This window comes from Methylobacterium sp. J-048 (assembly GCF_022829515.1).
Lineage (GTDB): Bacteria > Pseudomonadota > Alphaproteobacteria > Rhizobiales > Beijerinckiaceae > Methylobacterium.
Genome location: NZ_JAKSYL010000288.1, coordinates 24,419 through 35,142, shown reverse-complemented (window position 1 = coordinate 35,142; position 10,724 = coordinate 24,419). Strand labels below are relative to the sequence as shown.

At 69.3% G+C, this 10,724-nt stretch carries 10 protein-coding genes; 8 read left to right on the top strand and 2 right to left on the bottom strand.

What is annotated here, in order from left to right:
- Positions 1 to 128 precede the first annotated feature (128 nt).
- Positions 129 to 1,625, bottom strand: coding sequence for a CoA-acylating methylmalonate-semialdehyde dehydrogenase (locus tag MKL09_RS29565; protein ID WP_244025525.1), 1,497 nt, complete (start codon positions 1,623 to 1,625; stop codon positions 129 to 131).
- A 119-nt stretch (positions 1,626 to 1,744) separates the two neighbouring features.
- Between MKL09_RS29565 and MKL09_RS29560 the strand changes: the two genes are divergently transcribed.
- From MKL09_RS29560 to MKL09_RS29545, 4 genes are all read left to right on the top strand, one after another.
- Positions 1,745 to 2,656: a LysR family transcriptional regulator gene (locus MKL09_RS29560; protein ID WP_244025524.1), complete on the top strand. Its 912-nt coding sequence runs from the start codon at positions 1,745 to 1,747 to the stop codon at positions 2,654 to 2,656.
- 87 nt (positions 2,657 to 2,743) lie between these two features.
- Complete coding sequence (locus MKL09_RS29555; protein WP_244025523.1) at positions 2,744 to 3,907, top strand: iron-containing alcohol dehydrogenase; 1,164 nt, start codon at positions 2,744 to 2,746, stop codon at positions 3,905 to 3,907.
- Between the two features lie 85 nt (positions 3,908 to 3,992).
- Entirely contained in the window at positions 3,993 to 4,256 is a 264-nt protein-coding gene (locus tag MKL09_RS29550) for a type II toxin-antitoxin system RelB/DinJ family antitoxin (RefSeq protein WP_244025522.1), read from the top strand.
- The gene (locus MKL09_RS29545; protein WP_244025521.1) at positions 4,243 to 4,524 is read left to right on the top strand and encodes a type II toxin-antitoxin system YafQ family toxin; all 282 of its coding nucleotides are present in this window, start codon (positions 4,243 to 4,245) and stop codon (positions 4,522 to 4,524) included. Before MKL09_RS29550 ends, MKL09_RS29545 begins: the two co-directional genes overlap by 14 nt.
- Before the next feature lie 235 nt (positions 4,525 to 4,759).
- Here the strand turns inward: MKL09_RS29545 and MKL09_RS29540 are convergent, their stop codons facing one another.
- On the bottom strand, positions 4,760 to 5,974 hold the full coding sequence (locus MKL09_RS29540; protein ID WP_409567012.1) for an ABC transporter substrate-binding protein: 1,215 nt from the start codon (positions 5,972 to 5,974) through the stop codon (positions 4,760 to 4,762).
- 296 nt (positions 5,975 to 6,270) lie between these two features.
- Here MKL09_RS29540 and cpaB point away from each other — a divergent pair, with 296 nt between their 5' ends.
- From cpaB to MKL09_RS29520, 4 genes are all read left to right on the top strand, one after another.
- Positions 6,271 to 7,077: a Flp pilus assembly protein CpaB gene (cpaB, locus tag MKL09_RS29535; RefSeq protein WP_244025519.1), complete on the top strand. Its 807-nt coding sequence runs from the start codon at positions 6,271 to 6,273 to the stop codon at positions 7,075 to 7,077.
- Between the two features lie 5 nt (positions 7,078 to 7,082).
- A complete protein-coding gene (locus MKL09_RS29530; RefSeq protein ID WP_244025518.1) occupies positions 7,083 to 8,627 on the top strand; it encodes a type II and III secretion system protein family protein in 1,545 nt (514 codons plus the stop codon).
- A 24-nt stretch (positions 8,628 to 8,651) separates the two neighbouring features.
- On the top strand, positions 8,652 to 9,410 hold the full coding sequence (locus MKL09_RS29525) for a CpaD family pilus assembly protein (RefSeq protein ID WP_244025517.1): 759 nt from the start codon (positions 8,652 to 8,654) through the stop codon (positions 9,408 to 9,410).
- Between the two features lie 68 nt (positions 9,411 to 9,478).
- A complete protein-coding gene (locus MKL09_RS29520; RefSeq protein ID WP_244025516.1) occupies positions 9,479 to 10,723 on the top strand; it encodes a CpaE family protein in 1,245 nt (414 codons plus the stop codon).
- The last annotated feature ends 1 nt before the right edge of the window (position 10,724 follow it).

The following is a 10,724-nucleotide window of genomic DNA, read 5'->3' as shown; positions in this document are numbered from 1 at the left end:
GGGGTGGTTCCAGATGAGACTCGGCGGTGCCTTCTGCACCACCCCCACCTCCAACTCCTCCCCGCAAGGGGGAGGAGAGCGCGTCGCACATCCGGCGCGCACCGGAGCCGGCAAGGGCGGAGGCGGTGCTACCGCATCGTCGGGATGGAGAACTCCGCCCCGCTCTTGATGCCGCTCGGCCAGCGCTGCGTGACCGTCTTGGTCTTGGTGTAGAAGCGGATCGAGTCCGGCCCATGCTGGTTCAGGTCGCCGAAGCCGGAGCGCTTCCAGCCGCCGAAGGTGTGGTAGGCAATCGGAACCGGGATCGGCACGTTGACGCCGACCATGCCGACATTGACCCGGGCGGTGAAGTCGCGGGCCGCGTCGCCGTCCTGGGTGAAGATCGCCACGCCGTTGCCGTACTGGTGGGTCGAGGGCAGCGCCAGGGCCTCCTCGTAGTTCTGCGCCCGCACCACCGAGAGAACCGGCCCGAAGATTTCTTCCTTGTAGATGGTCATGTCGGGGGTCACGCGGTCGAACAGCGAGCCGCCCATGTAGAAGCCGTTCTCGTAGCCCTGGAGCTTGAAGCCCCGGCCGTCGACGGCCAGATGCGCGCCCTCGGCGACGCCCTGGTCGATGTAGCCCGCGACCTTCCGGACCGCCTCGGCGGTGACCATCGGGCCGTAATCGGCCGAGCCGTCATGCGACGGGCCGATCTTCAGCGACTCGACCCGCGGGATCAGCTTTTCCATCAGCCGGTCGGCGGTGGCCTCGCCCACCGGCACCGCCACCGAGATCGCCATGCAGCGCTCGCCGGCCGAGCCGTAGCCGGCGCCGATCAGCGCATCGACCGCCTGGCCCAGATCGGCGTCGGGCATGATGATCATGTGGTTCTTGGCGCCGCCGAAGCACTGGGCGCGCTTGCCCGTCTGGGCGGAGCGCACGTAGATGTATTCGGCGATCTGCGAGGAGCCGACGAAGCCGACCGCCTTGATGTCCTCGTCGTCGAGGATCGCGTCCACGGCTTCCTTGTCGCCGTTGACGACATTGAGGATGCCCGGCGGAAGCCCAGCCTCCAAAAAGATTTCGGCGATGCGCAGGGGCACGCTCGGGTCACGCTCGGACGGCTTCAGGATGAAGGCGTTGCCGCAGGCGATGGCCGGGGCGCATTTCCACAGCGGGATCATGGCCGGGAAATTGAACGGCGTGATGCCAGCGACCACGCCCAGCGGCTGGCGCAGGGAATAGACGTCGATGCCCGGCCCGGCGCCCTCGGTGTACTCGCCCTTGAGCAGGTGCGGGATGCCGCATGCGAACTCCACCACCTCGACGCCGCGCTGGATGTCGCCCTTGGCGTCCGGCACGGTCTTGCCGTGCTCGGAGGCGAGCAGCTCAGCCAGGCTGTCCATCTCGCCGCGGATGAGCTCGAGGAAGCGCATCATCACCCGGGCGCGCTTCTGCGGGTTGGTGGCGGCCCAGGCCGGCTGGGCCGAAGCGGCGTTCTCTACTGCGGCGCGCATCTCGGCCTTGCTGGCCAGCGCGACCTGGGCCTGGACCTCGCCGGTCGAGGGGTGGAACACGTCGGCGAATCGCCCGCTCTCGCCGCCGACGAGACGGCCGCCGATGAAGTGCCCGATCGTGCGCATGAGCGCCTCCCTGTTGTCGTTTTTCGATTTGGTTTGGTGCAGCCTAACAGGATCGCTTGAACGATAAAGCCGGATGCGCTTACAGCCGCCGTGCATCGATGCACAGCAGGTTTGCGAGCATGAGCCGGACGGGGCGCAACTGGGACGACCTGCGCTTCTTCCTGGCGGTAGCCCGCACCGGCACCCTGAGCGCCGCCGCCGCGCGCACCGGCACCGAGCACACCACGGTCGGGCGGCGGATCCGCGCCCTGGAAGAGGGGCTCGGCGCCCGCCTGTTCCATCGCAGCAACCTCGGCTATGCGCTGACCGAGGACGGCGCCCACCTGCTGACCGTGGCCGAGACCATGGAGAGCGCGTTCCTGTCGGCCAAGACCGCCACCGAAGCGGGCGCCCAGGTCGTGTCCGGCACGGTGCGGATCGGCGCCCCGGACGGGTTCGGCAGCGTGTTCCTGGCCTCCCGGATGCACCGGCTGACCGAGCGCCATCCGGGGCTTGAGGTCGAGATCATGGCCACCGCCCGGATCTTCAGCCTGTCGAAGCGCGAGGCCGACATCGTCATCGGCCTGTCGACCCCGCAGCAGGCCCGGGTGGTGGCGCGCCGGCTGACCGATTACCGGCTGTTCGTCTACGGGTCCGAAGCCTACCTCGCCGCGGCGCCCCCGATTACCGCCGTCTCGGACCTCACCGCGCATCCGTTCGTCGGCTATATCGAGGACATGCTGTTCGCGCGCGAGTTGAACTATCTCGGCGCCCTGGAGCCCGCCGTCACCGCGCGGCTGCGCTCGACCAACCTGCTGGCCCAGGTCCACGCGACCCTGAACGGTGCCGGCCTGTGCATCCTGCCGGCCTTCATCGCGGCGGCCCATCCCGGGCTGGCGCCGGTCCTGCCCGGGGCCGTGTCGCTGACGCGCTCGTTCCACATGCACATCCACGAGGACCACCGGAAGGCGGCCCATATCCGGGCGGTGGCGGGCTTCATCGCCGGCGAGGTCGAGGCAGCGGGCGCGCTGTTCGCCGGGCCGGCGGTGTAAGCGGCGGCGGTTTCGCGGCGGGGCCCCAAGTCTTAAGATCGATGGTTCCGGCAGGCCAGCATTGGCACTGAGTCAAGGATCAAAAAAATGGTCGCCTCGATCGCCCTGCCCCGGCTGATGCGCATCGGCGCCGGCGCCTCGCGGCTGCTGCCGGAGGTCCTGGGCCAGCTCGGCCTGTCGCGCCCCTTCGTGGTCACCGACCCCTATCTGGTCAGCAGCGGCCGCACCGAGACGCTGCTCGAACGGCTCAACAGCGCGGGCGCTCGCGGAAAAATCTTTTCCGAGACCGTGCCGGACCCGACCGTGGCCTCCGTGGAGGCGGCGCTCGCCGCGCTCCAGGCCGGTGATTTCGACTGCGTGGTCGGCTTCGGCGGCGGCAGCCCGATGGACACCGCCAAGGCGGTGGCCGTGCTGGCCCGCCACGGCGGCCACATGCGCGACTACAAGGCGCCCCGCCAGCAGGACGAGCCGGGCCTGCCGATCGTCGCGATCCCGACCACCGCCGGCACCGGCTCGGAGGCGACCCGCTTCACCATCGTCACCGACGAGGCCTCCGACGAGAAGATGCTCTGCATCGGCCTGGCCTACCTGCCGGTGGCGGCGCTCGTCGATTACGAATTGACCCTGACCAAGCCCAAGCGGCTCAGCGCCGATACCGGCATCGACGCGCTCACCCACGCCATCGAGGCCTATGTCTCGCGCAAGTCCAACCTGTTCTCGGACGGGCTCGCGCTTCAGGCGATGCAGCTGATCGCCCCGAACCTGCGCCGGGTCTGGACCGATCCCAGCGACCGGGCGGCCCGCGAGGCGATGATGCTGGGTGCGACCCAGGCCGGCATCGCGTTCTCGAATTCCTCGGTGGCGCTGGTCCATGGCATGAGTCGGCCTATCGGCGCGCATTTCCACGTGGCCCACGGGCTCTCGAACGCGATGCTGCTGCCCGCGGTCACCGCCTTCTCGGCCCCGGCGGCCATCGACCGCTACGCCGCCTGCGCCCGGGCCATGAAGGTCGCCGGTCCCGACGCCGACGACCGATCCGCGGTGACGGCCCTGGTGGCGGAACTCGAAGCGCTCAACGACGACCTCGACGTGCCGGGCCCCCGGGAATACGGGATCGACCCGGCCCGCTGGGAGGCGCTGATCCCGACCATGGCGACCCAGGCCTTGGCCTCCGGCTCCCCGGCCAACAACCCGATCGAGCCGAGTGCGGAGGAGATCCAGGCGCTGTATCGGCGGGTCTGGGCGGCGTGAGCCCGACCGGGATCCGGCGGGTACGACAGGCTGGCAATCGGCGCGCGATGTAGCTACATTCGGCCCACACCAGGAGCCGACCATCATGCCCGCAGATACGGTCGTTCGCGCGCGCATCGACCTCGCCACGAAGGAGCGTGCGACGAAGGCGTTGGACGCGATGGGGCTCTCGGTTTCGGACGCGATCCGGCTGTTGATGGTGCGGATCGCGGACGAGCAATGCCTGCCGTTCGCCGTGAAGGTCCCGAACGCGGCGACGCAAACGGCCATCGCCGAGCTGGAGGCCGGCAAGGGCAAGCGGTTCGCCGATGTCGATGCGCTGATGGCCGACCTGAATGCGGACGATTGAGCGTTCCGCGCAATTCAAGCGGGACTACAAGCGCGAAGCGAAGGGACGCCACGCCGCCACCCTCGATCGGGATCTGATGCCGATCCTCCGAGCCCTCGCCGGCGACGATCCGCTGGAAGCGCGCCTTCGGGATCACGCGCTGAGCGGCACCTGGGCCGGCTATCGCGACTGTCACGTCAAGCCGGATCTCGTGCTGATCTATCGGAAACCCGACTCGACAACGCTTCGCCTGGCCCGGCTCGGGTCGCACAATGAGGTGTTCGGCTAATCTGGTTTCCGATCGCATCGCTCGACCGTCAGATCTTAGCCGTCATCGCGAGCGCAGCGAAGCGACCCAGGGATACGCCAGGGTCCGGGATCGCGCGCAACACTGGGTTGCTTCGCTGCGCTCGCAATGACGGTGACGACCACAGTAAGCGTGCCAGAGTGGCGAAGTTTCACCTTGCCAATTGGAATGCCTTCGACCCGAATGCCCCGAAGCTCGGGACACCCGGGCAGCCGCCCTATTTCGCCGTCAGCGGGCAGCCGCTCTCGGCCGGCGATGCGTAGGCTTCCTTGCCCGGGATGGTCGCGAGCTGCCGGTACAGGTCCCACTCGCCCTTCGACTCGGCCGGCTTCTTGACCTCGAACAGGTACATGTCGTGCACCATGCGGCCGTTCGGCTGCACCGTGCCGCCATGGGCGAAGACGTCGTCCACCGGCAGCGCCTTGAGCTTGGCGTTGACCGCATCGGTCTCGTCGGTGCCCGCCGCCTTCACGGCCTTCAGGTAGGACAGGACCGCCGAGTAGGTGCCGGCCTGGATCATGTTCGGCATCCGGCCGGTGCGCTTCCTATAGCGCTGGCCGAAGGCCCGGGTCTCGTCGTTGGCGTCCCAGTACCAGCCCTCGGTCAGCGTCAGGCCCTGCGCGACCTTGAGGCCGAGCCCCTCCACCTCCGAGAGGGTGAACAGCAGGGCCGCGAGCTTCTGACCGCCCTCGACGATGCCGTACTCGGCCGCCTGCTTGATCGCGTTGGAGGTATCCAGCCCGGCATTGGCGAGCCCGATGACCTTGGCCTTCGAGCCCTGCGCCTGTAGCAGGAACGAGGAGAAGTCCTGGTTCGAGAGCGGGTGCCGGACGCTGCCCAGCACCTTGCCGTTGTTGGCGAGGACGACCCGGCTGGTGTCGGCTTCGAGCGCCGAGCCGAAGGCGTAGTCGGCGGTGAGGAAGAACCAGGTGTCGCCGCCGGCCCGGGTCAGCGCGCCGCCGGTGCCGACCGCCAGCGCCCGGGTATCGTAGGCCCAATGATAGCCGTAGGGCGTGCAGGCCTTGCCGGTGAGGTCGCTGGAGGCCGCCCCGGTGGTGATCGTGATCTTCTTCTTCTCACGGGACAGGCCCTGGACGGCCAGGGCCACCGACGAGGTGGTCAATTCCATGATCGCGTCGACGCCGTCGCGGTCGTACCATTGCCGGGCGATGCCCGAGGCGATGTCGGGCTTGTTCTGATGGTCGGCTGCGAGGATCTCGATCGGCACGCCATCGACCTTGCCGCCGAAATCCTCCACCGCCATCCGGGCGGCTTCCACGGAGCCCTGGCCGCCGAACTGGGCGTAGAGGCCGGATTGGTCGTTGAGCACGCCGATGCGCACGGCGTTGCCGGAGAAGGCGCCGGCCGCGGCACCCTGGGCTGCTGCCGGGCCGGAGCCCAAAGCCGCGCCCGCCAGGGCGGTGGCCAGCACGGCGCCGCCAAATGTCCTGATCATGTCACCCCCCGGCATGTTTTGCCCGGATGATCCGAGCACCCGATTCTGAGGCGGGTTCACGATCAGACTATTGCACCGGCGCAGACCGCGCCACGGCCGCGATTGAACGGGGATTGAGAGATCGTGCGTGTTGTGACGCCCCCGGCGACCGCCCCGTTTCCGGACCGTATCCAACCGCCGAGGTTATAATACCTTAACCATAATTACACGAATGGCCGCGCAGGGTCCGGTGATGAACGGCAATTCGGCCGTTCCTGGTGCGTGGCGATGCGATGAATTCAGCCCGTCTCGTCGTCCTCGGCATCGCCCTCGCGGCGGGCAGTGGTGCGGCGTTCCTGATGAGCGGCGGCGACCCACCTCCGCCGCCGCCGGCCCCGAAGGCCGAGCTGCCGCCGCCGCCGATGACCGAGGTGCTGGTGGCCGCCGCCGACATGCCGATGGGACAGGTGCTGCGGGCTGCGGACCTGCGCTGGCAGCCCTGGCCGGACGGCGCCATGACGGCGGGCTACATCAGCCGCAAGGACAACGCGAAGGCGCTGGACGAGACGGTCGGCGCCTCCGTGCGCTCGGGCTTCCTCGCGGGCGAACCAATCCGGGCGCAGAAGCTGGTCCGGCCCGAGAGCGGGTTCATGGCCGCGATCCTGCCGTCCGGGATGCGCGCCGTCGCCATCGTCATCGACAGCCGCGGCTCCAACTCCGCCGGCGGCTTCATCCTGCCCAACGACCGGGTCGACGTGATCCGCACCTTCCGCGACGATGCCAACTCGCGCGCCAACAACAGCGAGGTGCAGCTCTCCCAGACCATCCTGACCGATATCCGCGTCCTGGCGATCGGTCAGCTGATCCAGGAGAAGAACGGCACCAACGTCGTCACCGGCGAGACCGCCACGCTGGCGGTCACGCCCGCGCAGGCGGAGACCCTGACGCTCGCCCAGAAGGTCGGCTCGCTCTCGCTCGCGCTGCGCAGCCTCGCGGATGCAGGCCGGGCGGCCGAGCCGGTCGAGTCCGCGATGGCGCAGACGCCCGAACCCGGATTGACCGTCGTGCGCTTCGGCGTCGCGCGGCAGCAGACGCCGTGATCCCCATGATCGACCTGCCGATTCTCCTTCGTCCCGCGCGCGTCCTCGCGCTGCTCGCCCTGGTGGCCGCGGGACCCGCCTTCGCGCAGGAGCGCCCGACTCTCGGCCCCGCGCCGGTGCTGACGGTGGGCTCCGCGGAGGCCGCCTCGTCCCGCCGGGTCGAATTGACGGCGGGCCGCTCGGTGATCGTCGACCTGCCCCGGGACGCCAAGGAGGTGTTCGTCGCCAACCCGGCCGTGGCCAACGCGGTGGTCCGCTCGACCCGAAAAGTGTTCGTGATCGGCATGGCCGATGGCGCCACCTCGATCTTCATCATGGATGCCGAGGGCCGCCAGATCGCCGCCCTCGACGTGACCGTGGCCCGGGACCTCAACCTCGGGACGCTGCGCGAATTGCTCGGCCAGAGCATCCCGGGCGGACGCTTCGACGTGCGCTCGTCGGGCGCCTCGGTGCTGCTGTCGGGCTCGGTGAATTCGTCCTCCGACGCCCAGCAGGCGATCGACATCGCCAACGCCTTCGTGGGCCTGGGCGGCGGCGCGGCCGCCACGGGTGCGCCGAGCGGCGGCGTCTCGGCTGGCGCGCGCGGCGCGGTGATCAACAACCTCACGATCCGCAACAAGGATCAGGTGATGCTCCGCGTCACCGTGGTCGAGGTGTCCCGCAACGTCCTGAAGCAGTTCGGGATCAACATGACCGGCAACTGGTCGGCGCTGAACCCGGTCAGCACGGCGACAGACGCGGTCACCGGACTCGTGACCTCGCCGGCTCTCAACAACACCCTGCCCTTCCCGATCACCGGCGGCAGCACGCCCTCGGGCAACCAGCTCCAGGCCTCGATAAAGGGAGCCGGCTTCTCGCTGCAGGCGACGCTGAAGGCCTTCGAACAGGCAGGCGTATCGCGCATCCTGGCCGAGCCGACGCTGACCGCGATCTCTGGCGAAGCCGCGAAGTTTCTGGCCGGCGGTGAATTCCCGGTTCCGTCCTCGGCGTCCTGCGTGGTCGGCGGCATCTGCACGCCCGGCATCACCTTCAAGCCCTACGGCGTCTCGCTCTCCTTCACGCCCGTGGTTCTGGCCGACAACCGGATCTCGATCCGCGTGGCCACGGACGTGACCGAGATCGATCCGCAGCAGAGCTTCAACTACACGGTCGGCAACAACACGGTGGCCGTGCCCGGCACGCGGGTGCGCCGCTCCGAGACCACCGTCGAGCTGCCCTCGGGCGGCGTGATGATGACCGCCGGCCTGATCCAGCAGGTGAACAAGCAGGCGATCTCCGGCCTGCCCGGCCTGATCAACCTGCCGATCCTCGGCGCGCTGTTCCGGTCCCGGGACTACCAGCGCATGGAGACCGAGCTGATGATCATGTGCACCCCCTACATCGCCCGGGCGATGGAGCCCAAGCAGGTGACCCGGCCCGACGACAACTTCGTCGACGCCACCGACGGGCAGGCGGTGCTGCTCGGGCAGGTCAACCGGCTCTACGGCAAGGTCGGCGCCGCCCCGCTCGGGCGTACCTATCGCGGCCGCGTCGGCTTCATCGTCGAGTAGCGCCCCGCTTCCAGGATCGGACCCATGACCCGACGCCATTCCGCCGCCCCGTCCCGCTTCACGGCCCCGCGCCGCCCGGGCAGCCTGCTGGCCGCCTGCGCGCTCGGCCTGCTGGTTGCCTCCTGCAAGGGCGAGCCCGCCACCACCGGCGGGATCGACCTGTCGGATTACCGCGCGCGGCACCCGATCGTGCTGGCCGACGGCACGCGCAGCCTCGACGTGTTCGCCACCGGACCCGGCCATCTCGACCCGCGCCAGGCCGGCGACATCGACGCGTTCATGCTGGAATACCGCCGCTACGGCCGCGGCGGCATCCTCATGGAGGTGCCCCAGGGCCTGCCGCCGGCCCAGGCCGATTCCATCGCACGCACGGCCTCAACCCTGCTCCGGCGCGGCAGTGAGGACGGCGTCGGCGCCCGCGAGATCTTCCAGTCGCCCTATCCGGTCGCGGCGCCGGGCCTAGCCGCGCCGATCCGGCTGAGCTTCCAGCGCATGCAGGCGAAGGTCGCCGACCAGTGCGGGCTGTGGCCCCAGGACCTCGGCACCTCGAACTTCGCCGCCGATTACAGCAACCGCCCGAGCTGGAATCTCGGCTGCGCCACCCAGGCGACCCTGGCCGCCCAGGTGGCCGACCCGATCGATCTGGTGCGTGGCCGGCCCGAGGGCCGGATCGACACGGTCAAGCGCGTCCGAGACATCGGCCAGTTGCGGGACGGCAAGGATCCGTCAACCACATGGCGGCAAGATGGGACGAACGCCGTCAAGTCCCAGGTCAGCAACTAGGACGGACGGTGCAATCTCTCACGCCGTCACCGAAGCCGCGACTCGACCACGAACCCGAAAGTCCCGTCATGGCGGATTCGTCCGAGACATCCGAGCGCACGATCGCCCCGGTGCCCCGGATCACGATCCAGGCGTTCTGCGAGACCGGCGAGACCGCCGCGATGATCGAGGGCGCGGCCCTCGACCGACGCATGCAGAAGGCGCAGATCAAAGTCCGGATGGGTGGTGGTGCCGCGGCGATCGAGGCCTACCGGCACGCGCCCACGCCCAACGTCATCGTCATCGAGACGCAGGGCGTCCGCTCGAAGCCCGTGGAATGCCTGGATGCCCTGGCCGAGGTCTGCGATGCGGGCACCCGCGTTCTGGTGATCGGCCACGTCAACGACGTCACCCTGTACCGGCAGCTGATCCAGCGCGGCGTCTCCGACTACCTGATGGCGCCGGTCGAGCCGCTGACCCTGATCGCGGCGATCTCCGACCTGTTCACGGCGCCCGGCGTCAAGCCGGTGGGGCGCACGATCGCGGTCTACGGGGTCAAGGGCGGCATCGGCGCCTCGACGGTAGCGCACAACTTCGCTTGGTCGATCGCCCGGAACCAGAGCGTTCAGACGGTGATCGCCGACCTCGACATCGCCTTCGGCACCGCCTCGCTCAATTTCAACCAAGACCCGCCGCAGGGCATCGCCGAGGCGGTGTTCGCCCCCGAGCGCCTGGATTCGGCCCTGGTCGAGCGGCTGCTGTCGAAATGCAGCGACAACCTGAGCCTGCTCTCGGCCCCGGCGAGCCTCGACCGGACCATCGACCTGTCGGAGCCGGCCTTCGATTCCCTGATCGAGTACCTGCGCGCCAGCGTGCCCTGCGTGGTCCTCGACATCCCCCACCAATGGAACGCGTGGTCGAAGCGCGTGCTGACGGCGGCCGACGAGATTCTGATCGTCGCCGGGCCCGACCTCGCCTGCCTGCGCAACGCCAAGAACCTGCTCGGGGCGCTCAAGCACGGCCGCCCGAACGACCAGCCGCCCCGGATCCTGCTCAACGGCGTCGGCATGCCTAAGCGGCCGGAGATCGGTGCCGCCGAGTTCGCCAAGGCCCTGGACGCGCCGATCGCCGCCACGATCCCGTTCGAGCCGACCCTGTTCGGCACCGCCGCCAACAATGGCCAGATGATCGCCGAGATCCAGGCCGGCTCGAAGGTGGCGGAGTTGTTCAACGACCTCGCCGCAGTCACCCTCGGGCGCCCGGAGACCCGGCGCAGCCGGTCGAGCCTGCTGGAGCCGCTGCTGGCCAAGCTCGCTGGCCGCAAGGCCTCGTGAT

Bases quoted from the DNA above. Each gene is read 5' to 3' on its own strand.
- MKL09_RS29545 (WP_244025521.1), top strand. From the start codon at position 4,243: ATGCGGACGATTGAGCGTTCCGCGCAATTCAAGCGGGACTACAAGCGC.
- MKL09_RS29550 (WP_244025522.1), top strand. From the start codon at position 3,993: ATGCCCGCAGATACGGTCGTTCGCGCGCGCATCGACCTCGCCACGAAG.
- MKL09_RS29565 (WP_244025525.1), bottom strand. From the start codon at position 1,625: ATGCGCACGATCGGGCACTTCATCGGCGGCCGTCTCGTCGGCGGCGAG.
- MKL09_RS29560 (WP_244025524.1), top strand. From the start codon at position 1,745: ATGAGCCGGACGGGGCGCAACTGGGACGACCTGCGCTTCTTCCTGGCG.
- MKL09_RS29555 (WP_244025523.1), top strand. From the start codon at position 2,744: ATGGTCGCCTCGATCGCCCTGCCCCGGCTGATGCGCATCGGCGCCGGC.
- MKL09_RS29520 (WP_244025516.1), top strand. From the start codon at position 9,479: ATGGCGGATTCGTCCGAGACATCCGAGCGCACGATCGCCCCGGTGCCC.
- MKL09_RS29525 (WP_244025517.1), top strand. From the start codon at position 8,652: ATGACCCGACGCCATTCCGCCGCCCCGTCCCGCTTCACGGCCCCGCGC.
- cpaB (WP_244025519.1), top strand. From the start codon at position 6,271: ATGAATTCAGCCCGTCTCGTCGTCCTCGGCATCGCCCTCGCGGCGGGC.
- MKL09_RS29530 (WP_244025518.1), top strand. From the start codon at position 7,083: ATGATCGACCTGCCGATTCTCCTTCGTCCCGCGCGCGTCCTCGCGCTG.